Annotated in this window: 25 protein-coding genes, 1 tRNA gene and 1 riboswitch; of the genes, 19 read left to right on the forward strand and 7 right to left on the reverse strand. The window is 70.4% G+C overall.

Features of this window, described 5'->3' with window-relative positions:
* Positions 1-2: 2 nt before the first annotated feature.
* From J1M64_RS00150 to J1M64_RS00235, 18 genes are all read left to right on the forward strand, one after another.
* Positions 3-848, forward strand: a complete 846-nt coding sequence (locus tag J1M64_RS00150) for a ScpA family protein (protein WP_374220828.1) — start codon at positions 3-5, stop codon at positions 846-848.
* A complete protein-coding gene (scpB, locus tag J1M64_RS00155) occupies positions 839-1,555 on the forward strand; it encodes an SMC-Scp complex subunit ScpB (RefSeq protein WP_206471973.1) in 717 nt (238 codons plus the stop codon). Before J1M64_RS00150 ends, scpB begins: the two co-directional genes overlap by 10 nt.
* The gene (locus J1M64_RS00160) at positions 1,479-2,321 is read left to right on the forward strand and encodes a pseudouridine synthase (protein ID WP_271800088.1); all 843 of its coding nucleotides are present in this window, start codon (positions 1,479-1,481) and stop codon (positions 2,319-2,321) included. The genes scpB and J1M64_RS00160 overlap by 77 nt, the downstream gene beginning before the upstream one ends.
* Positions 2,318-3,043: a (d)CMP kinase gene (gene cmk / locus J1M64_RS00165; protein ID WP_206471975.1), complete on the forward strand. Its 726-nt coding sequence runs from the start codon at positions 2,318-2,320 to the stop codon at positions 3,041-3,043. Before J1M64_RS00160 ends, cmk begins: the two co-directional genes overlap by 4 nt.
* Positions 3,043-4,509, forward strand: coding sequence for a ribosome biogenesis GTPase Der (gene der / locus J1M64_RS00170; protein WP_069390218.1), 1,467 nt, complete (start codon positions 3,043-3,045; stop codon positions 4,507-4,509). Before cmk ends, der begins: the two co-directional genes overlap by 1 nt.
* Positions 4,510-4,580: 71 nt before the next feature.
* A tRNA-Pro gene (locus J1M64_RS00175) sits at positions 4,581-4,654 on the forward strand.
* Positions 4,655-4,813: 159 nt separating this feature from the next.
* Entirely contained in the window at positions 4,814-5,566 is a 753-nt protein-coding gene (locus tag J1M64_RS00180) for a S9 family peptidase (RefSeq protein WP_069390231.1), read from the forward strand.
* A 110-nt stretch (positions 5,567-5,676) separates the two neighbouring features.
* Positions 5,677-6,816 carry a hypothetical protein gene (locus J1M64_RS00185; RefSeq protein WP_069390217.1) on the forward strand — a complete coding sequence of 380 codons (1,140 nt, stop codon included), beginning with the start codon at positions 5,677-5,679 and terminating at the stop codon, positions 6,814-6,816.
* An 87-nt stretch (positions 6,817-6,903) separates the two neighbouring features.
* A complete protein-coding gene (secA2, locus tag J1M64_RS00190; RefSeq protein WP_206471976.1) occupies positions 6,904-9,201 on the forward strand; it encodes an accessory Sec system translocase SecA2 in 2,298 nt (765 codons plus the stop codon).
* Positions 9,198-9,962, forward strand: coding sequence for a CDP-alcohol phosphatidyltransferase family protein (locus J1M64_RS00195; protein WP_083249829.1), 765 nt, complete (start codon positions 9,198-9,200; stop codon positions 9,960-9,962). The genes secA2 and J1M64_RS00195 overlap by 4 nt, the downstream gene beginning before the upstream one ends.
* Before the next feature lie 47 nt (positions 9,963-10,009).
* Complete coding sequence (gene gcvH / locus J1M64_RS00200; RefSeq protein ID WP_067715784.1) at positions 10,010-10,414, forward strand: glycine cleavage system protein GcvH; 405 nt, start codon at positions 10,010-10,012, stop codon at positions 10,412-10,414.
* Between the two features lie 121 nt (positions 10,415-10,535).
* Entirely contained in the window at positions 10,536-10,955 is a 420-nt protein-coding gene (locus J1M64_RS00205) for an FHA domain-containing protein (RefSeq protein ID WP_172812138.1), read from the forward strand.
* Positions 10,952-11,686: a MerR family transcriptional regulator gene (locus tag J1M64_RS00210; protein ID WP_069390215.1), complete on the forward strand. Its 735-nt coding sequence runs from the start codon at positions 10,952-10,954 to the stop codon at positions 11,684-11,686. Before J1M64_RS00205 ends, J1M64_RS00210 begins: the two co-directional genes overlap by 4 nt.
* Before the next feature lie 80 nt (positions 11,687-11,766).
* On the forward strand, positions 11,767-12,267 hold the full coding sequence (locus J1M64_RS00215) for a bifunctional nuclease family protein (RefSeq protein ID WP_096907250.1): 501 nt from the start codon (positions 11,767-11,769) through the stop codon (positions 12,265-12,267).
* Positions 12,268-12,515: 248 nt separating this feature from the next.
* Positions 12,516-13,157: a MerR family transcriptional regulator gene (locus tag J1M64_RS00220; protein ID WP_069390214.1), complete on the forward strand. Its 642-nt coding sequence runs from the start codon at positions 12,516-12,518 to the stop codon at positions 13,155-13,157.
* Positions 13,158-13,191: 34 nt separating this feature from the next.
* A riboswitch (glycine riboswitch) is annotated at positions 13,192-13,291 on the forward strand.
* A gap of 177 nt (positions 13,292-13,468) precedes the next feature.
* Positions 13,469-16,348: an aminomethyl-transferring glycine dehydrogenase gene (gene gcvP, locus J1M64_RS00225; protein WP_206471977.1), complete on the forward strand. Its 2,880-nt coding sequence runs from the start codon at positions 13,469-13,471 to the stop codon at positions 16,346-16,348.
* A gap of 50 nt (positions 16,349-16,398) precedes the next feature.
* Positions 16,399-17,226, forward strand: coding sequence for a hypothetical protein (locus J1M64_RS00230; RefSeq protein WP_069390212.1), 828 nt, complete (start codon positions 16,399-16,401; stop codon positions 17,224-17,226).
* Positions 17,227-17,252: 26 nt separating this feature from the next.
* The gene (locus tag J1M64_RS00235; RefSeq protein WP_069390211.1) at positions 17,253-18,101 is read left to right on the forward strand and encodes an alpha/beta fold hydrolase; all 849 of its coding nucleotides are present in this window, start codon (positions 17,253-17,255) and stop codon (positions 18,099-18,101) included.
* 15 nt (positions 18,102-18,116) lie between these two features.
* Here J1M64_RS00235 and J1M64_RS00240 read toward each other — a convergent pair whose 3' ends face one another.
* Together J1M64_RS00240 and J1M64_RS00245 are read right to left on the reverse strand one after the other, a co-directional pair.
* Complete coding sequence (locus tag J1M64_RS00240; RefSeq protein WP_154830658.1) at positions 18,117-19,673, reverse strand: fatty acyl-CoA synthetase; 1,557 nt, start codon at positions 19,671-19,673, stop codon at positions 18,117-18,119.
* 42 nt (positions 19,674-19,715) lie between these two features.
* A complete protein-coding gene (locus J1M64_RS00245; protein WP_206471979.1) occupies positions 19,716-19,964 on the reverse strand; it encodes a hypothetical protein in 249 nt (82 codons plus the stop codon).
* Positions 19,965-20,104: 140 nt separating this feature from the next.
* Between J1M64_RS00245 and J1M64_RS00250 the strand changes: the two genes are divergently transcribed.
* On the forward strand, positions 20,105-20,488 hold the full coding sequence (locus J1M64_RS00250; RefSeq protein WP_069390209.1) for a YchJ family protein: 384 nt from the start codon (positions 20,105-20,107) through the stop codon (positions 20,486-20,488).
* Here the strand turns inward: J1M64_RS00250 and J1M64_RS00255 are convergent.
* From J1M64_RS00255 to J1M64_RS00275, 5 genes are all read right to left on the reverse strand, one after another.
* Positions 20,485-21,024, reverse strand: coding sequence for a hypothetical protein (locus J1M64_RS00255; RefSeq protein ID WP_206471980.1), 540 nt, complete (start codon positions 21,022-21,024; stop codon positions 20,485-20,487). The genes J1M64_RS00250 and J1M64_RS00255 overlap by 4 nt on opposite strands.
* 55 nt (positions 21,025-21,079) lie before the next feature.
* Positions 21,080-22,081 (reverse strand): hypothetical protein, encoded by a 1,002-nt coding sequence (locus tag J1M64_RS00260; protein WP_067715812.1) that lies wholly within the window; start codon positions 22,079-22,081, stop codon positions 21,080-21,082.
* 79 nt (positions 22,082-22,160) lie between these two features.
* Positions 22,161-22,976: an NUDIX hydrolase gene (locus J1M64_RS00265; protein ID WP_067715878.1), complete on the reverse strand. Its 816-nt coding sequence runs from the start codon at positions 22,974-22,976 to the stop codon at positions 22,161-22,163.
* 52 nt (positions 22,977-23,028) lie between these two features.
* Positions 23,029-23,649, reverse strand: a complete 621-nt coding sequence (locus J1M64_RS00270) for a TetR/AcrR family transcriptional regulator (protein WP_206471981.1) — start codon at positions 23,647-23,649, stop codon at positions 23,029-23,031.
* Positions 23,646-24,104 (reverse strand): DUF3817 domain-containing protein, encoded by a 459-nt coding sequence (locus J1M64_RS00275; RefSeq protein WP_096905531.1) that lies wholly within the window; start codon positions 24,102-24,104, stop codon positions 23,646-23,648. Before J1M64_RS00275 ends, J1M64_RS00270 begins: the two co-directional genes overlap by 4 nt.
* Between the last annotated feature and the right edge of the window lie 25 nt (positions 24,105-24,129).

Below are 24,129 nucleotides of genomic sequence, written 5' to 3' on the forward strand. Positions count from 1 at the left end.
CGGTGACCGGCGTCGGGCCCCCGTCGGGTCAGGACCCGGTCGGGTCGGCGACGGAGGTCGGGGACCCGCGGGCGTTCACCGTCCACCTGACCAACTTCACCGGTCCGTTCGACCTGCTGCTGGGGCTCATCGACTCCAAGCGCCTCGACGTCACGGAGGTGGCCCTCCACGCCGTCACCGACGAGTTCATCGCGCACACCCGCCGCCTGGGCACGGAGGCCGGGCTCGAGGAGGTCACCGAGTTCCTGGTCGTCGCGGCGACACTGCTCGACCTCAAGACGGCCCGCCTCGTCCCGTCCGGCGAGGTCCAGGATCCCGAGGACCTGGCCCTGCTGCAGGCCCGGGACATGCTCTTCGCCCGCCTGCTGCAGTTCCGGGCGTTCCGTCAGGTCGCGGAGCTGTTCGGTGAGCTCGACCGCACCGCGCGCCACGCGTACCCGAGGACCGCCGGGCCCGACGAGGAGTTCCTGGGACTGCTCCCCGAGGTGGAGCTCGGGGTGGATCCCGACCAGTTCGCCACCATCGCCGCGGTCGCGTTCCGGCCACGGCCGGTCGACGAGGTGGGGGTGGGGCACATCCACGCCCCCGTCGTCTCGGTCCCCGAGCAGGCGGGCCGTGTCCTGGAGCTGTTGAAGTTCCACGGCGAGGGTCGGTGGGTGGACTTCCGCGACCTGATCACGGGGTGCGACGACTCCCTCGTCGTCGTCGCCAGGTTCCTCGCCCTGTTGGAGTTGTACCGGGCGCGCGCGGTCGCGCTCGCCCAGGACGAGGCACTGGGGGACCTGTTGGTGAGCTGGACGGGCGGGGACGCTGACGAGGTGACGAAGGGACGGGACGAATGGACGTGAGCGACGTGACGGAGCCCCGGGACCCCGAGCCGGAGGGATCGATGGGGGACGACGACGAGCGCGGTGGGCCGGAGTCGGACGGGCCGCCTCTGCGGGCCAGACTCGAGGCCCTGGTGCTGGTGGTGGACCAGCCGACACCGGAGGGCCTGCTGGCCGCGGCCGCCGGGGCGACGGTCGCCGAGGTCGACGCGGAGTTGCGGGCGTGGAGGGACGAGCTCACCGCCGCGGGGAGCGGGATGGACCTGCGGCGCACCGGGGACGGGTGGCGTCTCTACACCCGTCGTGAGCTCGCGCCGTACGTCGAGCGACTCCTCACGGACGGCACGAGGTCCACCCTGACCCGGGCCGCGCTGGAGACCCTGGCCGTGATCGCCTACCGGCAGCCGGTCACCCGGTCGCGGGTCGCGGCGGTCCGCGGGGTGAACGTCGACGGCGTGATGAGGACACTTGTGGCGCGCGGGCTGGCGGTGGAATGCGGCACAGATGCGGACACCGGGGGCATCCTGTATAGGACCACAGAGCTATTTCTGGAAAGATTGGGACTCACGTCGCTCGACGAGCTGCCGGACATCGCCCCGTTGCTGCCGGATGTCGACCTGGTCGACGAGATGAGCGACGACCCCGCGGACGATCCGCGGATCCCACTGGGGCGGCGCCGAACCGCGGCGCCCGACCCCACACCCCGAGACGACGACGAAGAGATGTGACGTTTTCATGACTGAATCCGCTGGCCGAGACGGCGCACCGGTCCGCCTCCAGAAGATCCTGGCCCAGGCCGGGGTCGCCTCCCGCCGGGCCTCCGAAGAGCTCATCGCCCGGGGGCGGGTGGAGGTCGACGGCAAGAAGGTGCGCGAGATGGGCGTCAAGGTCGACCCCGCCACGGCGGTCATCCGCGTGGACGGCACCCGCATCGTCCTGGACGACACCCTGGTCTACCTCGCACTGAACAAGCCTCGTGGTTACCACACGACCATGTCCGACGAGAAGGGTCGGCCCTGCGTCGGCGACCTCGTCGCGGACCGCGTGGACGCCGGACAGCGACTGTTCCACGTCGGGCGTCTCGACGCCGAGACCGAGGGCCTGCTCCTGGTGACCAACGACGGCGAGCTGGCGCACCGCCTCATGCACCCGTCCTACGAGGTCTCCAAGACCTACATGGCGACCGTCACCGGCGTCGTGGGCAAGGGCGTCAACAGGCAGCTGCGCGCCGGGGTGACGCTGGAGGACGGACCCGCCAAGGTCGACCAGTTCTCGATCCTCGACGTCCACGACGGGCGCTCGCTGGTCAAGGTCGTGCTCCACGAGGGTCGCAAGCACATCGTCCGGCGGCTGCTCGCCGAGGTCGGGCACCCGGTCGAGGCGCTCGTCCGGACCCGGTTCGGGGCCATCGCGCTCGGTGACCAGCGCGCGGGCACCTTCCGCAAGCTGGGCCGAAAAGAGGTCTCCGACCTGTACGAGGCGGTCGGCCTGTGAGCGCCCCGAGCGCCCCGACCGCGCGTCGACGCATCGCGATCGACGGCCCTGCCGGGACAGGGAAGTCCACCCTGGCCCGCACGCTGGCCCGGCGGATCGGCGGCGCCTATCTCGACACCGGCGCGATGTACCGGGTGGCGACCCTGCAGGTCCTGCGCGCCGGGATCGACCCGGAGGACGCGGCCGCCGTGATCGCCGCGACCGCCGACCTCCCGCTGGAGATCGGCACCGACGCCGGAGCCGAGCGCGTCCTGCTGGCCGGTGTGGACGTCAGCGACGAGATCCGCACCGCCCGCGTCACGGCCGAGGTCTCGGCAGTCTCCGCCGTACCCGAGGTCCGCGAGAACCTGGTCCTCCTGCAGCGGCGGCTGGCCTCCAGCGGGGGCACCGTCGTCCTCGAGGGGCGCGACATCGGCACCGTGGTGCTGCCGGACGCCGAGGTGAAGGTCTACCTCACCGCCAGCCCCGAGGTGCGCGCCCGGCGCCGCACCGACCAGGACCTCGCCGCCGGCCGCGAGGCCGACTACGACGAGGTGCTGGCCGCCGTCATCGAACGCGACCGCAAGGATTCCACTCGCGCCGCGAGCCCGCTGCGGCCCGCCGACGACGCCGTCGTCATCGACACCTCAGACCTCACCCTCGACGAGGTGCTCGACCGCCTGGTCGCGCTCGCCGAGGGAATCCACGCGTCGCACGGCGCCACCGCAGAAGGGAACGCATGATGCCGACCAACGAGGATAACCCCGAGTTCGACCTGCCCGCCGGTCCCGGTGAGGAGACCATCGAGGACGGCTGGAATGACGACACCGACTGGGAGGCGGTCGCCGCGGAGTTCGCCGACGAGATCGGGGCGGTCACCGAGGGCGTGGAGATCCTTCCCACCGTCGCGATCGTCGGCCGACCCAACGTCGGGAAGTCCACCCTGGTGAACCGCATCATCGGCCGCCGGGAGGCCGTCGTCGAGGACGTCCCGGGCGTCACCCGCGACCGGGTCTCCTACGAGGCACTGTGGAACGGCCGCACCTTCATGGTGCAGGACACCGGTGGCTGGGAGCAGGATGCCAAGGGCATGCACCGCTCCATCGCGCAGCAGGCCGAGATCGCCATGGGCACGGCCGACCTCATCGTGCTGGTGTGCGACGGCACGGTGGGCATCACCGCCGCCGACGCAACGGTGGCCAAGAGCCTGCGTCGGTCCGACACCCCGGTCATCCTCGCCGTCAACAAGGTCGACAGCGAGAAGGCCGAACTGGAGGCGGCCGAGTTCTGGTCCCTCGGCCTGGACGAGCCTCACGCCATCTCCGCCGCCCATGGTCGCGGCACGGCAGACCTCCTCGACGAGATCCTGCGGCAGCTGCCGTCCAAGGCGAGGATGCGCGAGGCCACCGATGTGCCGCGGCGCGTCGCGCTCGTCGGCAAGCCCAACGTCGGTAAGTCGAGTCTGCTCAACAAGCTGACCGGCGAAGAGCGGTCGGTGGTCGACAACGTCGCCGGCACCACCGTCGACCCCGTCGACTCGCTCGTGGAGCTCGGGGGACGCACCTGGCGGTTCGTCGACACCGCCGGCCTGCGCCGCAAGGTCAACCAGGCCTACGGTCACGAGTACTACGCCTCGCTGCGTACCCGTGGTGCGATCGAGGCGGCCGAGGTGGTCGTCCTCCTGCTCGACGCCTCCGAGCCCATCACGGAGCAGGACCTCCGGGTCATCTCCATGGTCGCCGACGCCGGCCGTGCGCTGGTGATCGCGTTCAACAAGTGGGACCTGGTCGACGAGGACCGGCGGTACGACCTCGACAAGGAGATCGACCGCGAACTGTCCCGGGTGCTGAGCTGGGCCCACCGGGTCAACATTTCGGCCAGGACCGGCCGCGCCCTGGCCAAGCTCGTGCCCGCGATGGAGACGGCGCTGGACTCCTGGGACAAGCGGATCCCCACCGGGCCCCTCAACACGTGGATGAGCGAGGTCGTCGCCGCGACCCCGCCGCCCATGCGTGGTGGTCGTCTGCCGCGGATCAGGTTCTGCACCCAGGCCACCACCCGGCCCCCGACGTTCGTGTTCTTCTCCACGGGGTTCCTCGAGGCCGGGTACCGGCGCTTCCTCGAGCGTCGGCTCCGTGAGACCTTCGGCTTCGATGGTTCCCCGGTCCGGGTGAACGTGCGGGTCAAGGAGCGTCGACAGCGCAAGTGACCTGCCGATTGGAGTCCGACGGAACCGGTGCGCTAGGGTAATCGAGTCGCCGCGCGAGCCGCGGTGGCGGACGGGCTGTGGCGCAGCTTGGTAGCGCACTTGACTGGGGGTCAAGGGGTCGCAGGTTCAAATCCTGTCAGCCCGACACGGAGAAACCCCGGGTCAGAGAAATCTGACCCGGGGTTTCGTCGTATCTGTCGGCTCTGGCGTCCCCTGGTGCACGGGAGGGGCGCGGTCCGGTTCCCGGTCGTGGTCGCTACCTCGGCCTTGACCCCGCTATGCCGTGCCGGGTGTGATGGCGGGCATGACAGAGGATGTTCGGTTCACCAGTACGAGGGGCCCCGAGCTCGCCGGCGCGCTGGAGGCCCCCGAGGTCGGGCAGCGCGGGTGGGGGCTGTTCGTGCACGGCTTCACACTGGGCAAGGACTCGCCGGCCGCGTTCCGCATCTCCCGCAGCCTCGCCGAGGAGGGGATCGGGATGTTGCGCTATGACAATCTCGGCATCGGTGAGTCCGACGGTGTCCTGGGTGACGGGTCGTTCTCCGTGAAGGTGGCCGACACGGTGCGTGCCGCGGAGTTCCTGGCAGACCGGGGGACCCCGCCGGATCTGCTCGTCGGCCACTCGTGGGGCGGGGCCGCGGCGATCCTGGCGGCGCAGGAGATACCGAGCGTCAGGGCGGTGGTCACCATCGGGGCGCCCGCCGAGCCCGCCGAGGTGGAGCGGCACTACGACGCGATCGCCGGCACGGTCCTGGAGGAGGGCAGTGGCACCTGGTCGATGGGTGGCCGCGCGATGACCCTCAAGCGAGAGTTCGTCGAGGACGTGCGCCGGGCAGACCTCATCGGCCGGGTGCACACCCTCGACCGGCCACTACTGGTCATCCATTCGCCCACCGACGCGACGGTGGGCATCGACAACGCCGCCCAGATCTTCCGGGCGGCGCTCCACCCGCGCAGCTTCGTCTCGCTGGAGGGGTCGGACCACTTCCTCACGGTGGACGGGCAGGCACAGCGAGCCGCGAAGATCATCAGCGCCTGGGTCGACCAGTACCTCTGACGCGCCGGCCCGGTGGTGGTGCCGGGGAACACCGGGCCGGGGCCTACCGTTGTAACCGATAGGAATCCCGTGAGAGGAGCCGCGCGCCGGACGCGCGGGCGAGGAGGGGCATGGTCGACGAGCGCACGCCACAGACGGCACGGGACCGGATCGTGTCCGACGTCGACCGGATGTGCCGGGGGGAGGGGCAGGCCCCGGTGGCGGAATTGTCCGACAGGGCCGCGTTGCTCGTGGCCTGCGGGCTGGTCGAGCCCCGCATCGGCGACGTCGTCCTGGCCCGGTTGCACCGCAATCTCCCGTTCCCGACGGTCAACGGGTTCCACCAGGTTCGGATTATCGAGGAACAACGCCACGACCTCCGACGGATCCTCGGCACCCCGGTGCCGTCCATGTTGCGGATGGCGTTGCGTACCCGGTTGGCGGATCTCGACCGGAGGTATCTCGTCCTGCGGACCGGGTTCACACGGGGTACCGGCGTCTGGGCGTTCCGGGTGAAGGACATCCGCGCCGACCGTCGGCGCGGCGTGCACCTGGACACCGATGACCGCGGCCGGTTGTTCGACGCACTGGCATCGACGCCGACGATGGCCGCCGTTCCGCTCGTGCCCCGGACCCTCGCAGAACTCGGGACCGTCGCCGCGGCCAGGGGTCAGCGTGAGATGGGCAGGGTGGTGCTGCCACAGCGGGTGCAGTCGGTGGTCCAGTCGCTGCCCTCGCTCCCGCACATCCGGGCGGACCGGCGCCGGATCCCGGAGATGTACACGGCCACGCTCATGGAGGTCGGTGGTCTGTACGACCGGTTGTACCGCGCCTACGCGCGGGGCGGACGGTCGGTCGAGGAGATCCGGCTGCAGTTCGATGCCGAGGCCGAGGTGGTCGGACTCGCAGGGGACCTGTGTCGACTTCGCGAAGCGGCGGCGACGGCCGGGGTGCCGCCTGCGAGCGACGGATTCACCACCCTGACCGGCATGGGCACGTCGATCGACGGGGTGTGGGTGGAGGTCGTCGACCGGGCGGTCGCGTTCCGCGAGCTCGTCGAGTCGGTGGAGTCACGGGCGGATGCCGCGGTGGCCGAGGCGGACCGTCTCGCCGGGATCGCACGCGACAACGGTGTGGCCTCGCCCTCGACGCCCTACCGCCCCTCACCGGCGGACGTGGTGGCGGAGAATCTCGCGGCCAGGGCGGGGGATCGCATGCTCTCGACGGAGTCCATGCGGCGGTTGCGGGGCCAGATCGACCCGGAGCGCTAGACGTCGTGACCGGCGGGGCACGTCCCCGCCCGCGTCCCGCCTGCGTACGGTGGACGCATCTGTTCGTGACCGGGAAGGATTCCACGCGTGGGACTGGCCAACCGCTTCTGGAAGCTCATGGGCTCCACCCAGGGACGCGACACCTCGCGCGCGCAGAGCGCGGTCGAGGCCTCGCACGAGTACGACGGGTGGGCGGCGGGACTGGACGACGGCGAGTTCGCGGACACGGCGCACGACCTGCAGCTCTTCGGGGATCCTCCCGAGGACCTCGCCCGCTTCCTCGCACTGGCCAGGGAGGCCGCCGCCCGGACTGTGGGGTTGAGGCCGTTCGACGTCCAGCTCCAGGGCGCATTGCGCATGTTCTCCGGCGACGTCGTGGAGATGGCGACGGGTGAGGGCAAGACGCTCTCCGGGGCGGTGGCGGCGGCGGGGTACGCCCTCCAGGGCCACACCGTCCATGTCGTCTCCGTCAACGATTACCTCGCCGCCCGGGACGCCCGCTGGATGGGGCCGATGTTCGAGCTGCTGGGACTGTCGGTCGGCCACGTCACCGAATCCTCGACACGAGATGAACGGCGTGTCGCCTACGGCTGCGATGTCACCTACGGCTCGGTCTCGGAGATCGGTTTCGACGTACTCCGGGAGCAATTGGTGACGAACCCGTCGGACCTCATCTCCCCGACGACGGACGTCGCCCTCGTGGACGAGGCCGACTCGGTGTTGGTGGACGAGGCTCTCGTGCCGTTGGTCCTGGCGGGTTCCACCTCCGGGGAGGCGCCGACGGGGGAGGTCCTGGCCGCGGTGCGCAAACTGCGCCCGGGGCGGCACTACGAGACCGACTCCGAGCGGCGCAACATCTTCCTCACCGAGGACGGCGCCGAGGCCATCGAGACCGAACTCGGCATCGCCGACCTGTACGACGCCGACCACGTCGGTACCACCCTCGTGCAGGTCAACGTGGCCCTCCACGCATGCTTCCTCCTTCGCAGGGACGTGGACTACATCGTCCGCGACGGACGGGTGCAACTGGTCAACGCCTCGCGCGGGCGCGTGGCCGAGCTCCAGCGGTGGCCGGACGGACTCCAGGCCGCCGTGGAGGCCAAGGAGGGCGTCCCGGTGTCCGAGGCGGGCCAGATCCTGGACAGTCTCACGGTCCAGGCCTTCATCGGGCGGTACGACAAGGTGTGCGGCATGACCGGTACCGCGCTCGCCGCCGGTGCCCAGCTGCGCGAGTTCTACTCCCTGGGCGTGTCCCAGATCGACTCCAACGCCCCGAACATCCGGTTCGACGAGGCCGATCGGACCTACATCGACACCGACAGCAAGACCCGCGCCGTGGTCGAGCACATCGCGACGGTCCACGCCACAGGCCAGCCGGTCCTGGTGGGCACACACGACGTGGCCGAGTCCGAGGAACTGGCCGAGCGGCTGGCAGAGAAGGGCGTCGACTGCGCGGTCCTCAACGCGAAGAACGACGAGGAGGAGGCGGCGATCATCGCCGAGGCGGGTGACGTGGGGAACGTCACCGTCTCGACCCAGATGGCCGGCCGCGGGACGGATATCCGACTCGGTGGTTCCGACGAGTCGCGGCGCGACGAGGTCGTGGAACTCGGCGGACTGCACGTGGTGGGCACCGGCCGGCACCGGACCGAGAGACTCGACAACCAGCTCAGGGGACGGGCGGGACGGCAGGGCGACCCGGGCAGCTCGGTGTTCTTCGCGGCCATGGACGACCCCGTCGTGACCTCCGCGCTCGAACCCGAGAAGATCCCGACCGCCCACGACCGGATCACCGGGTTGCTCAAGGGCAACCGCGGACGTGACGCCGTCGATCACGCGCAGCGGGTGACGGAGGGGCAGATGCTGGAGATCCACGCCAACACCTGGCGCTACAGCCGCCTCCTCGCCGAACAGCGCGATATCCTCGCCGAGCGACGTGCCGCGCTGCTCCGCACGGACAAGGCGTTCGAGGAACTCACGGCCCATGATCCCGAACGGAGTGCCCGGCTGGTGGAGGCGCACGGCCGCGACGCGGTGGTGCAGGGATGCCGCGAGATCATGCTGTGGCATCTCGACCGTGGTTGGGCGCGACATCTCGAAACGATGAACGACGTCCGCGAATCGATCCACCTCCGCGCGCTGGGGCGCGAGAACCCCCTCGACGAGTTCCACCGGATCGCGATCGACCACTTCCGTGATCTCGCTGCCGACGCGGTCCGCGAGTCCGAGACGACCTTCGCCGAGATCGAGTTCACCGACTCCGGGGTGGACCTCGAGGCCAACTCCATGGCACGACCCACCTCGACCTGGACCTACATGGTCCACGACAACCCGATGGCGGCCGGGGGGAACGTCTTCTCCGGAATGATGTCGACGTTCCGATGAGCGCGGCGCGTGACGGTCGACGGGAGACCGACCTCCGGGAATGGCGGACCGGCGAGGGCAAGGTCCTCGGGGCCAGGATCCCCCCTCCCCGGGACGGTCACCTGTCCGCGGCGGTCCCGCCCGGCCTGGGGCCTGACACGCCGGCGAGGGTCCCGGAGGTCAGCGACCGGTTCTGGACGCTGCCCAACGCGATCTCCCTGGGGCGCATCGCGCTGATCCCGGTTCTCGTCCTGAGCATCCTGGCGTGGGATGACCCACCCCTGGCGTTGTGGATACTCGGGGTGCTGGTGGTCTCGGACTGGCTCGACGGCAAGATCGCCCGCCTGTGGAACATGCGCTCGACCTGGGGCGAGCGTCTGGACCCGATCGCCGACAGGATCCTCGTCGCCGCCGTCCCCGTCACCTTCGCTGTGGCGGGATACATCCCTGTGTGGATCGTGGTGGTGCTGATCGCGCGTGATCTCCTGCTGACGACCACGCTCCCGGTCTATCGCCGGCGGGGGCTGGAACCCGAGGTCACCTACCTGGGCAAGGCGGCGACCTTCGCCCTGTTCTGGTCGCTCCCGCTGCTGCTGACCGGCCACGCCGGAGTACCGGGAGGCCAGGCCTTCGAACTCGTGGGGGAGGCGTGCCTGTACTGGGGTGTCGGCCTGTACGCCTGGAGCGGGGGCATCTACGTCTGGCAGGCGTCGAGGATAGCGCGGGCGGTTCCCCCGCGCGGGGCCCGATCGGCTGATGTGGGGGCGCCCGACGGTGTGTAATGTCGCCAGATGGAATTCGAAGTGAGCCACTCGAGAAGGGCGCGTCAGTGAGCGATCAGAACATCCCCGACCAGCTCAGGTACACCGATGAGCACGAGTGGGTGGAGCGGGTGTCGGACACCCGCGTGCGCATCGGAATCACCGAGTACGCGCAGTCCAAGTTGGGTGACATCGTGTTCGTCCAACTCCCGGACGTCGGTGGGGAGACCGAGTCGGGTGAGCCCTTCGGTGAGGTCGAGTCGCCGAAGAGCGTGTCCGACCTCTACGCGCCACTGAGCGGCAAGGTCGTCGAGGTCAACACCGCCCTCGAGACGTCTCCCGAACTGGTCAACTCGGATCCGTACGGTGAGGGGTGGATCGTCGTCCTCGAGATCGCCGATGTGGACGACCTGGAGTCCCAGCTCGAGCAGACCCTCGATTCGGACGGGTACGCCAAGATCACCGAGGGCTGAGCGGGTAGTCGCCGCCCCCGGGCCCCGCGACCGGGGACTCCGACATAGAATCAACAGCACCGCACGGTGAGCCCCCGCTGGGCTCGGACGAGGAGATACGAACGTGACCGAGAACAAGAACATGCCCGAGGCGACCGCCGAGACCACCTCGGTGTTCCGTGCCGAGCTCCTCAACGAATCCGACCAGCAGGCGGCCCAGTCCGACTCCGCCGTCACCGGTGTCGAGGGGCTCCCGGAGGGGCAGGCGCTGCTCGTGGTCAAGCGTGGCCCCAACGCGGGGTCGAGGTTCCTGCTCGACCAGGCCACCACGTCCGCGGGACGGCACCCGGACAGCGACATCTTCCTCGACGACGTGACGGTGAGCCGGCGGCACGCCGAGTTCCGGAGCGAGAGCGAGACCTTCACCGTCGTCGACGTGGGGTCGCTGAACGGCACCTACGTCAATCGTGAGCCCGTGGATTCGGCGTCGTTGTCCAACGGCGACGAGGTCCAGATCGGCAAGTTCCGCCTCGTCTTCCTGACGGGTACGCCCGGGCAGTGACCGCCGCCGGACAGGGCGCCCCGAAAGAGGAGTACCTCTCCATCGGGGGCGTCATCGCACTTCTGAGTCCGGAGTTCCCGGACCTGACGGTGTCGAAGGTCCGGTTCCTCGAGAACGAGGGGCTGGTCACCCCTGAGCGCACGGCGAGCGGATACCGGCGGTTCAGCGTCGAGGACCGCGAGCGCCTGCGGTACGTACTGACCGCCCAGCGCGATCGGTACCTGCCGCTCAAGGTGATCCGGCAGGAACTCGACGCACTGGACGCCGGCATCGCCGACGGGTCGACCACCGCGCTGCGGCCCCGGTCGGGTGAGGACGGCGTCCCCGGCTCCGCCCCGGACGATTTCCGGAGCGACACCCTGAAGAGGCTCACCCGCGAGAACGTGGTCGAGCAGTCCGGGGTGGACGCCGCACTGGTCGACGCATTGATCGACGCCGGCCTGATCGCGGCGGGGCCCGGCGGCTTCTTCGACCCCGAAGCGGTCCTGGTGGCGCGGACCGCGCACGATCTGGCCGGGCACGGGGTGGACGTGCGCCACCTCAGGGGTTTCCGCACGGCGGCGGATCGGCAGACCGGGTTGATCACCCAGATCGCCGGCCCGGTGGCCCGCCAGGGCGATGCCGATGCCCGTGACCGGGCCGCGGAGTTGGCGCGGGAGATCGCGGCACTGTCGGTGTCGCTCCATTCGACCCTGGTGACCGTCGCCGTGAGGCACGCCCTCGAGTCCTGACAGAGACAGCGCCCGCTCGCGGTGAACCGGATCGGGGCTACGCTTGAGACGTGGGAGAGGCGGAGAACATGGGAAAGAACATGCGCGAGGTCGACATCGTCGGCGTCCGTTTCGAGGAGCCGGAGTACGCACCCGTACTGATCCTGCACGAGAAGGACGGTGGCCGGTACGTACCGATCTGGATCGGGGCGGCCGAAGCCGCGGCGATCAGCCTCCAACAGCAGGGGGTGCGGCCGAGCAGGCCGCTGACCCACGACCTCGTGGCCGCGCTACTGGACACCTTCTCGCATCCGCTGGAGCAGGTGGAGATCATCGGAGTGTCCGAGGGGACGTTCTTCGCGGAGTTGGTCTTCGGCGACACGAGGGTGTCCGCGCGCCCGTCAGACGCGGTGGCGGTTGCACTGCGGACCTCCTCGCCGGTACTCGTGAGCCGGGAGGTGCTCGACGAGGTGGGGATCTCCCTCGTGGAGCAGGGCGAGGAAGAGGTCGAAGCCTTCCGGGAGTTCCTCGATCAGGTGAACCCTGACGATTTTCTCGGCGGACCGGAGGCGCCCAGAGAACCGGGCGGGTCATCGTCCTGACGCCTGCGACCTGCGAGTTTGGCATTCACAGTGGCCACACCGATACCAGTTCGCAGGTCAGGACAGACTCTAAACTTCAACTTGAGGTTGAGGTTTACCGCGTGTCCTATTGATCAGGGCCCGCGGCGGGCATAGCGTTGCCCTCAGTGAACTACACCGATGGTGTTCACGCGTCCAGGATCCGGGCATCGCCGCCCGGTACCGTGTCGTCACGATCGTGGCGACACCCGCATCTTGAGGGAGCAATCGTGGCCGACCACACCCGGGTCTCGGAGCCGTCCGTCGCCGATACGAACACGGAGAGTCTCTTCGGGGACCGAGGAGAGGGCACCCAGGCTTCCTTCGACGAGGTGCAGCCCGGATTGTTCCCCGATGACGGGATCCCGGACGGCACGAGCGGGTACCGGGTCCCGATCGCATGCCAGATCGCCGGGATCACCTATCGGCAGCTCGACTACTGGGCCCGCACCGACCTCGTGGTGCCCTCGATCCGTAACGCGGCCGGCTCGGGTAGCCAGCGCCTGTACTCGTTCAAGGACATCCTCGTCCTGAAGATCGTCAAGCAGCTGCTCGACACCGGTATCTCGCTCCAGAACATCCGGAAGGCCGTGGATCAGATCCGGTCACGGGGCGTGGAGGACCTGGCCACCATCACCCTGTTCTCGGACGGCCGCACCGTGTTCGAGTGCACCTCCAAGGAGGAGGTGTTCGACCTGCTCCAGGGCGGACAGGGCGTGTTCGGCATCGGTATCGGGGGCGCGATGCGTGAGCTCGCCGGGTCGATCGCCGAGTTCCCCGCGGAGACGGTCTCCGAGGACGACATCCTGGCACCGGTGGAGGACGAGCTGGCGGCCCGTCGGCGCGCTCGCGCCTCACGCCGCACGGGCTGATAGGCGCCGGTGGTCTAGACTCGGTCATGCGTTCACGCGACTCACGGGAGAGCTCCGCGGCCTTGTCGGTCGCGGGCGCCGAAGGAGCAACTCCTCTCCGAGAATCTCTCAGGCACCCGGACCGTGTAGTCGCCTAACGCCTCTGGAGAGCGGTGGAACAGACCACCCGCCCACGGGGAAAGCCGGGGCCGCACACGCGGCCCGGTGAATCTCTCAGGCGCCGGCACCCGTCCGGCAGGGGACAGAGCGGAGAGGGTAGCACCGGCCCGCAGGCCGCCTGTCTGGGCGGCCCCGCCACCTGAGGAGCACCTGTGACGACGACCCCTGACACCGCCCGGACCGGAGGCGAGTTCGTCGCCCGCCACCTGGGCCCCGACGCCCACGGCCTGGAACGCATCCTCGACACCATCGGCGTGGGTTCACTGGATGAACTCGCCGAGCGGGCCGTCCCCTCGGTCATCCTCGACGAGGTGGGACCGGACGGGCGCGCGGAGGGGATCGACGCGCTACCGGAGCCGCTGTCGGAGGCGGACACCCTCGCGGCGCTGCGCGAACTCGCCAACCGCAACACCGTCGCCGTGTCGATGATCGGCCAGGGCTACTACGACACGCTCACTCCGCCGGTGCTGATCCGGAACATCATCGAGAGCCCGGCGTGGTACACGGGCTACACCCCCTACCAGCCGGAGATCAGCCAGGGCCGTCTCGAGGCGCTCCTGAACTTCCAGACGATGGTCTCCGACCTGACCGGCATGGACATGGCCAACGCCTCCATGCTGGACGAGGGCACGGCCGCGGCCGAGGCCATGACGATGCTGCGACGGGCCAACCGCTCCTCCAAGAGCCCCCGCTTCGCCGTCGACACCGACATCTTCCCCCAGACCGCGGCGATCCTCGCCACCCGCGCGGAGCCCCTGGGCATCGAACTCGTCACGGCGAACCTGGTGGACGACGGCCTGCCCGAGGGCGAGTTCTTCGGGGCGCTCGTGCAGACCCCCGGCGCGTCCGGTCGTGTCGCCGACGTGTCCCGGCTCATCGAGCAGTGCCACGAACGGGGCGCCATGGTCGCCGCGGGTGTCGACCTGCTGGCGGCGACGGTCCTGACCCCCGCGGGAGAGAAGGGCGCGGACGCGTGCTTCGGCACCACCCAGCGCTTCGGGGTCCCGATGGGCTTCGGCGGGCCGCACGCCGGTTTCCTCGCGTGCCGCAGCGCGCACGCCCGCAACCTGCCGGGTCGTCTGGTCGGGGTGTCGACAGACGCCGACGGACGGGTCGCGTACCGGCTCGCCCTCCAGACCCGTGAGCAGCACATCCGCCGCGAGAAGGCGACGTCCAACATCTGCACCGCCCAGGTCCTCCTGGCGGTCCTGGCCGCGATGTACGCGTCCTATCACGGCGCCGACGGTCTCTCGGCGATCGCCCGCCGGGTGCACGCCCACGCCGACGCTCTCGCCCGGGGGCTGCGCTCGGCCGGGGTCGAAGTGGTCCACGACGAGTTCTTCGACACGGTCCTGACCCGCGTACCGGGACGCGCTGATGAGGTACTGGCCGCCGCCGCCGCGCGCGGGGTGAACCTGTGGAAGGTCGACGACGACTCCGTGTCGATCGCGTGTGACGAGGCCACCACCGCCGAGCACGTCGGGATCGTGCTCGAGGCATTCGGCGCAGGTGCCGTCGGGGTCGTCGAGATCTCGGTGGATCCGGGACACGGGGACCGCACGAGCGAGTTCCTCCAGCACGAGGCGTTCGTGCGGTACCGGACCGAGACCGCGATGCTGAGGTACCTGCGAGCGCTCTCGGACAAGGACATGGCGCTGGACCGGACGATGATCCCGCTGGGCTCGTGCACGATGAAGCTCAACGCCACCACCGAGATGGAGCCCATCACGTGGCCGGAGTTCAACCGACTCCACCCGTTCGCCCCGGCGGACCAGAGCGTCGGAATCCGCGAGCTCGTCGCGGATGTCGAGCAGTGGCTCGTCGACATCACCGGGTACGCGGCGGTCAGTCTGCAACCCAACGCCGGTAGCCAGGGCGAATATGCCGGACTCCTCGCGATTCGCGGTTACCACCGATCGCGCGGGGAGGAGGACCGGACGGTCTGCCTCATCCCGTCGTCCGCCCACGGCACCAATGCCGCCTCCGCGGTCATGGCCGGGATGAAGGTCGTCGTGGTGGCGTGCCGTGAGAACGGCGACGTCGACGTGGACGACCTGCGCGCGAAGGTGGACAAGTACGGTGCCGAACTGTCGGCGATCATGATCACCTACCCGTCCACACACGGCGTCTACGAGCACGACATCGAGGAGATCTGCGCGATCGTCCACGATGCCGGGGGTCAGGTCTACATCGACGGGGCCAACCTCAACGCTCTGGTCGGGGTCGCACGTCCGGGCCGGTTCGGGGGCGACGTGAGCCACCTCAACCTGCACAAGACCTTCTGTATCCCCCACGGTGGCGGTGGGCCGGGTGTCGGCCCCGTCGCGGTGGCCGAGCACCTGCGCGATTTCCTGCCCGGGCATCCCCACGAGGACGGCCTGGGCGCGGGTGGCGTGGTCTCCTCGGCCGCGTTCGGCTCCGCGTCGATCCTGCCCATCACGTGGGCGTACGTGCGGATGATGGGGGCCGACGGACTGCGCCGGGCCACGCTCACCGCCATCGCCAGCGCGAACTATCTGGCCCGGCGTATCGGGGAGCACTTCCCGGTGCTGTACTCCGGTGACGGCGGGTGGGTCGCCCACGAGTGCATCCTCGACCTGCGCCCGCTCATCGACTCGGTCGGCATCTCGATCGACGATGTGGCCAAGCGGCTCGCCGACTACGGCTTCCACGCGCCCACCATGAGCTTCCCGGTGCCCAACACGCTCATGGTCGAGCCGACCGAGAGCGAGGACCTGTCCGAACTGGACGCGTTCTGTGATGCGATGGCGGCCATACGCTCCGAGATCGACCGCGTCTCCGACGGTGAGTGGACCGTGGACGACAACCCGTTGCGGGGCGCGCCCCACACGGCCGAGAGCGTGTCCGCTGACGAGTGGACGCACGCCTACCCGCGCAGCGTCGCGGGGTACCCACTGGGGTCGACCTGGCGCCCGAAGGTGTGGCCGGCCGTCCGCCGGATCGACGGAGCCTACGGCGACCGCAACCTGGTCTGCTCGTGCCCGCCGTTGGACGCGTTCGCACAGGACTGAACCGGCGCCGGGGTCCGGTGTTGTCGTACCCGCATGACACGGTACGGGGCATGACGACGACCGGTCCCCACCCGATCCCCGCACTCCCCGCGGCCTGCCGCGAGTGGTGCCGCGCCCAGCCTCCCGCGCTGTTGGTCGCGGACGAGTACGTCGGGATCGATCTGGACCTGTGGAACCTGCGCCTCGCGGAGAAGGGCGTCGACCTACGCCTGGTCGCCGGTGGCCTCGACGGCGGGCGGGTCGAGTCCGGGTCCGGGTACCTCAGAAGGAGCGACTTGTGGGCGGCGGGTCGGCGCGCCCGGGGCAGTCTCGAGGAATCCGTGGTGGCGCTCTACATGTGCGCCGCCTGGCTGTCCGGCCACCCGTCGCGATCGGGGGTGCGGCGCGGGCTGCCGGACTTCCGGGTGGCCGAGCGGGACCGGCACGGTCGGGTATCGGTCTCCTCCCACGGATACCCACTCGTGCTGCACGAGGTGGTGGACTGGCTCGACGCGCCGGTTGAGGCGATGAACCTCCTGCGGCACGGAGCTCCCGCCGGCAGAGCGGGGCGCGGCGTTCCGGACCTGGGATACCCCCTGGCATCGCTGTACCTGTCGTCGTTGGGCATGGCCTGGTCGGCGCCGCATATCGTGCCGGTCGATCCGGCGGGGATCGGCACCCTGATCCACGCCGGGTGGACCGAGATCGACTCGGCCTCCCGCCTGACCCCGCGCCGATACCAGCGGTACCTGGATGTGGTCGCGGCATGGGCGCACGAGGCGGGCGTGGACCCGCTGGTGGTCGAAATGTGGCTCGTCACGGACTGGCATGACCGGCGGGCGGCTGCCCACCACCCGGGAGCGTCTGCCCGGGCTCCTCGGGGAACCGGCCCGCGCTGACCACCTTGCGCGCTAGTGTCCGCTCCATGGAACCCCGGAGAACGACCGTGGACGTCCCGGTAGGCACCCTCGACGTCCTGGTGTGGGAGCCGGACGGCCACGCGGCCGACGCAGTACCGGTGCGTACGGTGTTGGCCCTGCACGGCTTCCCCGAGTCGGCGTGGGAATGGGAGCGCGTCGCCGCGGACCTGGTGACTCAGGGGGTCCGGGTGGTGGCCCCCATGCAGCGTGGATACTCGCCCGGAGCGCGTCCGCACGATGTGGCGGACTATGCCATCGAGCACCTGTCGGCTGACGCCCTCGCCGTGGCGGACAGTCTGGGGCTCGAGCGCGTCCACGTGGTGGGTCATGACTGGGGGGCGTCCGTGGCATGGTGGTTGGCCGCCCACCATCCGGATCGGGTCGCCAGCCTCACGGCCATCTCGATCCCGCATCTCGCGGCGTTCTCCGACGCGATCGGGACGGATCCCGATCAGCAGGCCCGGTCGGCGTACTTCGGATTGTTCCGACAGGCGGGCAAGGCCGAGGACGTGCTCCTCGAGGGAGACGCTCACCGACTGCGCGCCATGTTCGGCGGGCAGGTACCGCCGGATCTGGTGGACCGGCATCTCGAGGTGCTCGGGGAGCGCTCGGCACTGACCGCGGCCCTGCACTGGTACCGCGCGATGCGGCGGTATGACCTCCCCGACGTCACCGTCCCCACCACATTCCTGTGGGGCGGGCAGGATCCCGCGGTCGCCCGCAGCGGGGCCGACGCGACGGCGGAGCGGGTGACGGCCGAGTACCGCTTCCTCCCCCTCGATGACCTCGGCCACTGGATACCGGAACAGGACCCCGCGTTGGTGGCACGCGAGGTCCTGGCCCGGATCGCCTGACCGCTCTGCGGCGCGTCAGTCCTGCCGCAGCTCCCGCTTGAGGAGCTTTCCGGACTGGTTACGGGGCAGTTCGTCGACGAACACCACCCGCTTGGGCACCTTGAACGGGGCGAGGTGCTCGCGCGTGCCCGCGACGATCTCGTCCTCCGTGGCGTGAGCTCCGTCCTTGAGGACGACTACCGCGGTCACCGCCTCGATCCACTTGGGATCCGGGGTGCCGATCACGGCGACCTCGGCGACCCGCTCGTCCCGGTACACGGCGTCCTCCACCTCGCGGGAGGCCACCAGGACGCCGCCGGTGTTGATGACGTCCTTGATCCGGTCGACCACCTCGACGAACCCCTCCGGGTCACGGACCACGAGGTCCCCGGAGTGGAACCACCCGTCGCGGAACGCCTCCTGCGTCGCCTCGGGCTTGTTCCAGTAACCCTGACACAGTTGCGGGGAGCGGTAGACGATCTCACCCTGCTCGCCGGCCGCGACCTCCGCGCCGCTCTCGTCGACGACGCGCGCCTCGACGAAGAAGACGGGACGGCCGGCACTGGCCGGGCGTGCATCGTGCTCCTCGGGACGCAGGACGCACGCCAGCGGCCCGATCTCGGACTGTCCGAAGCAGTTGTAGAAACCGAGCTCGGGGTACTTGTCGCGCAGGCGCTGCAGCACGGTGACCGGCATGATCGACGCGCCGTACTGGGCCTTGCGCAGGCTCGACAGGTCACGCGTGTCGAGGTCGGGGTGGGAGGCCAGCGGAACCCAGACCGTCGGTGCGAGGAACAGCGACCCGATCCCGTCCTCCTCGACGCGCCGGAGGATCTCCGGGATGTCGGGCGCGGCCATCAGGTGCACCGTCGCCCCCAGCGAGAGGTACGGCATCGCGAACACGTGCATGGCCGCGGAGTGGTACAGCGGCATCGTCACCAGTGGTGCGTCATCCGCGGCGAGGTCGAGGGAGAGGATGCAGCTGACGTACTCGTGCGCCAGTGCCGCGTGCGTCATCATCGCGCCCTTGGGCCGCGAGGTGGTGCCCGAGGTGTACAGGAGCTGCGCGAGGTCGCTCCCGGATGCGGGGGAGTCGACGGGCCGGGCCTCGCCCCGATCCACTGCCGCGCCCAGCAGCGTGCCGTCGGCGGGGTCCCCGGCGGCGGGTTGCAGCGCGAGCGTCTGCAGCGACGGCAGGGTCTGGACGACGGTCTCGAGGGTCGGCGCCTGTGCGGGGTCGACCAGCACGAGTGAGGCGCCGGAATCCGTCAGGAGGTACTCGAGCTCTCCGCCCGTCAGGGCGTAGTTCACCGGGACGTGGGTGTACCCCGCCCGTGAGGTCGCGAGGAAGCCGATGAGGTAGGCGTCCGAGTTGACCCCGTAGGCGGCGATCCGCGCACCGTCGTCGAGCCCCCGAGCGGCGAGCAGGGAGGCGACCCGGTCGACGGCTGTGTCGAGTTCGGCGTAGGTCCAGCGACGGTCGGCGAAGGTCAGGGCGACCCGGTCGGGGAACCGGCGGGCGGACCGTCGCAGGATCGCGTCGACGGTCCCGGCGCCGGCGGACGAGAGGGGGGACAGAGGGGTCGTGGTCATGGTCCGACTCTATAGCGGACGGTGACGTCGTACCCCGGGTGGTCAGTCGCCGGACCGGAGGAGGTCCAGGACGGCCCGGGGGATCTCCCCGGTGGCCTCGCGCGGGGTCCACGGTTCACTCGGGACCCACTGGGATCCGCATCCGCGGCACGCGAACAGCGGCTCTCCCCGACGCTCGACCGGGGTCTCGTTCCAATTGCACAGGTCGCGGCAGGAGCGCACGCGCAGGGGTGCGAGGTCGGGGTCCGGGCGGCGTCGCGCGAGCGAGCGGAGGGAAGCGAAACCAGTCATGTCACCAGCGAGGATAGACCGTCGGGAAGGCCGGGGGTGGACGCGCGGCGTCCGGTGGCGGTACGGGGCGGGTCGGTGGCCGCCCGGTGCGACGGCGGTAGCCTGAGGGGATCGGATCGCAGGGGGAACGGAGTGGACCGATGAGCGCATGCCCGTGTGGCAGTGGGGACGGGTTCGGGACGTGCTGCGGTCCGATCGTCGACGACGGCCTGCCGGCGCGCACCGCCGAGCGGCTGATGCGGTCGCGGTACACGGCGTTCGTGCTGGGGCACACGGACCATCTCTGGCGCACGTGGCATCCCCGGACCAGGCCGCCGACGGTCGAGGCATCCGACGTGGAGTGGACCGGGCTCACCGTCGTGGAGGTGGTCGCCGGAGATGAGGGCGACGACGGCGGGGTGGTCGAGTTCGAAGCGCGGTACACCGGCCCGGAGGGCCCGACCGTGATGCGGGAACGGTCGCTGTTCGAGCGCAGGGGCGGGCGCTGGACGTACCTGACGGGGTCGGATCCCGCGGGCGACTAGGACCGGGCGGGGTCCTCCGGCTGGCGGGTCACGATGAACGAACCGATCGTGCCGGGGGTGGTCACATCGATCCGGCCGATCCTGACACCGCGGGGCACCGTCCAGGCCACCATTCCCCGGATCTCCTCGCCGGGGGTGGCCAGGACCGAGGGGACCAGCGGGTCGTCGACGATTCCCGCGGGGTTCTGGATCCGCTCGAAGGGTCGTCCCGAGGGGTCGAAGGCGGAGAAGTCGGCCGGACCCAGCTCGGGCTGCCCGGACGACTGCACGGCACGGACATCCACCACCAGCACGGCGTCCGAGTACGCGGAGGACGGCTCGATCCGCAGGTTCGACACGGTGACGGTGGCGTCCCACAGATCGCCCGAGACGGGGAACGGGCGGTCGAACTGCTGGGATGAGGGCAGCGGGCCGCTGGGCTCGGCGGTGGGGACGGGCACGGCGCGTTCGTCGTCGTCGCCGAGGAGCGACGGAGAGCAGGCACTGGTCAACACGGTCGCCGCCGTGACCACGGCGGCGAGGGCGGCGCGACGCATAGGGGCGCTCCTGTGGCGGGATCGTGCGCCGGGCCGGTCCCGGCAGTCCCTGATCCTACGGCCCGTCGGGGTCGGGGTCATCGGAGGCTCGCAGGTCCCGCGAGTGTTTGCCCGCGACCCGGCGTACGAGGTCCGGGTAGACGTCATCGAGCTCCGCGGAGATCTCGGCCAGCTGGATCTTGAAGTTGACCGGCACGAACACCCGGTCGACGAACTCCGACTCGGCGGTGATCGCCTCGCCGTCGAAGACGTACCGGCACCACAAGGAGTCGCGGTTGAGGATCGCGACCTCGGTCTCCGCGGCGGCGGCGTCCTCCACCGCCGACACCAGCGGACTGCGGAACACGATGAGCGGCAGGGAACGGTGCGCGCGCACGAAGAGCAGGACGCACCCGGCGGGGACGGTGAAGACATCGTGCTCGTCGGCCCGGACGCGCCGCCGGTAGACCTCGGTGAGGGCCGCTTCCACAGCCCGGGTCGCCTGGTCCGGATCGGTGATCGGCTGCGGGCGGAAGTCGTCCTCGCCGCCCGGGGGGCTCCCGGCGTCGGACGGGTCCCCGTCCGGGTCCCCGTCCGGAGGCCCGGGCTCGACCGGACGCGCGCCGACGAGGTCATCCGGATCGGAGTCGGTGACATCGTGCAGGAACACCGGGTGTCGGATCCCGAACACCTGTTCCAGGGTCCCGGCGACGAGGTGGGACAGCTCGCGGGCCCGGTCCGTCGTCAGGCTGACACGTGGGCCGGCGGCGGGATCCGGTTCACGACCCGTGTCGGCGGCCTGCCATCCGAGGGCCGAGAGCTGCGCCAGTTGCGCGGGGCGCAGGGGGGTGGGGGTGTCCTCAGAACCGCCGCCGGAGACCTCGGCGTCGACCCGCCCGGAGGCGACGGCGGTGAACCGGATGTACGGCGTGTGCGCGGAGGGCGCACCGAGGACGGGTACCGCCAGGTCGAAGATCGCGCCGGGGACCAGGTCGCGCAGGAGATCGGCCAGGTGGGAGGCGAAACGGTCCCACCCGGCCGCGATCGACGCGTCCACGTCGAACTCGAATGCCGGCATGCAAGGCAGTCAACCACCGAGCCACCGTCTCCGTGAGCGGTTCGACAGGGTCCGGCGCACGGGTCCCGGCGCGCGCCGATCAGTTCCCGGTCGGCGGATGCCCTGCCTGATAGTCCGACCAGTACTCGTCGGAGCCGTCGAACCCGACCCTGATGCCGCCGCGGTGCTCGATGATCTCCGGTTGGATCGGCGCGATGGTCCGGGACGCGGCCAGTGCGGAGTCGACGTCAGCGAACTCGGCGAGGTGGCGTAGCTGGGTCCAGGTGGGCGGCAGCAGCATCGAGTGGCCCGTACGGAAGTCCGCCAGCAGGTCCACGGGGCGGGCCCACATGGTCAGGTCCACCTCGGTGGTCAGGTCGTCCGGCTCCTGCCCGCCCGGCAGTGCGGCGAGGAAGAACCGGGTGTCGTACCGGCGCTTCTCGACCTCGGGAGTGATCCAGTGGTCAAACGGACGGAGACGGCCGGCGGCCAGCGAGAGCTCCTCCCGCTCCAGGAAGCCGCTGAACGACAATTCGTGGGCTTCGAGCTCGGCCCGGGCCGAGTGGTACCTGCCGGCATCCGAGACCGCGGCTCCGTCGAGGTGATCCGCCAACAGGACACCGCACTCCTCGAACGTCTCCCGGGCGGCGGCGCAGACCAGCCGGCGGGCCCGCGGCTCGTCGCACCCGAGGCGCTCGGCCCACCAGGTGGGGGCCGGGCCCGTCCAGGCGAGGTCGGGGTCGTCGTCAGCGGCGTCCACCCCTCCGCCCGGGAAGACGGTCATCCCACCGGCGAACGCCATACCCTTGACGCGGCGGGCGACGAACACCTCCGGGCCGGCGGTGGAATCGCGGATCACCATCACGGTGGAGGCGTCCTTGACGGGGCGGGCGGTGCTCTGGTCAACCTCGGTCATGCTGTCAGTCTCGCCCGGCGCGGTGGCGCGCCCCACACCGGGGTGGGTGTGGTCAGTCGGAACCCGTGGCGGCCGGAGGCAGGACGCCGTAGAGCACGTGGCGGACCTGCTCGGTGACAGTCCCGCGGCTGTCGCTGACGGGGGAGCGCTCCACCCCGCACCGCACGATGGTCATGTAGAGCACGTCGAACACGGTCTGGGCCGGACCGGCGAGGTCGTCCGCGGTCGCGGAGGTGCCCGAGTGACCTGCGAGGACGCCGGCGATGAGGTCGCGAAGTTCTCCGAGGATGCGTTGCGCCTCCGCGCGGTGCGGCCCGGGCTCCCCGAATAGCGTCTCGCGGTGGTACGCCGCGATGTTCTCCGGCTGCCTGTCGAGCGCCACCAGGAGAGGTTCGCACAGGGTGACGAGATCGTTCACCGGGTCGCCGGTGGCCGGGCTTGTCTCGACCATCGCGCGGAACTCGTCGTTGGCGACCATGCACAACAGTTCGCCCTTGGACTGCGCGTACCGGAACAGCGTCCCCGTCCCGACCTCGGCCAGATCGGCGACCTCCTGGGTGGTCACCGAGGAGTAGCCGCGACGGGTGAACAGGTCGCGGGCGGCCGCGTGGATGCGCCGCTGCTTGTCGGCCTTGTTCAACTCGCGGCGGCCGGGTTCGCGGGTGGGGGTCACGAGAACCACTCGGTCGGCGGGCCGGCCATCAGCAACAGCGAGAACACGATCGCCACCACGACGAGCGTCGCCACCAACGCGAGGGCGGGCGACCGCACCGCGAAGGCCAGCACGCGCTCCGGGAGCGTACGCGGGGCGTCGCCCTCCGGGCCGACCCGCCACGGGCCGTCGAGCAGTCCACGACGCTCCACCGACCGCTCGAACGGGACGGTCGCATAGGGGATCACGGCGGAGGCCAGACCGAGGACACCGGTCCCTGCGGTCCACCGCTTGTCGGTCCAGACCGCGACGGTGGCCACCGCGTAGCAGAGGAACACGAACCCGTGGACGCTGCCGCCGACCATGGTCGCCCAGTCGAAGCCCAAGCCGTACTTGCCGATCATGCCGAGGATCAGGAGCGTCCAGGTGACCACCTCCGCGAGCGCGAGCCTCTTGTACAGGATGCGGGGGGTCACAGCTGTCCTCCATCGGTCGGGTCCG

Source organism: Dietzia sp. KRD202 (assembly GCF_017168155.1).
Classification (GTDB): domain Bacteria; phylum Actinomycetota; class Actinomycetes; order Mycobacteriales; family Mycobacteriaceae; genus Dietzia; species Dietzia kunjamensis.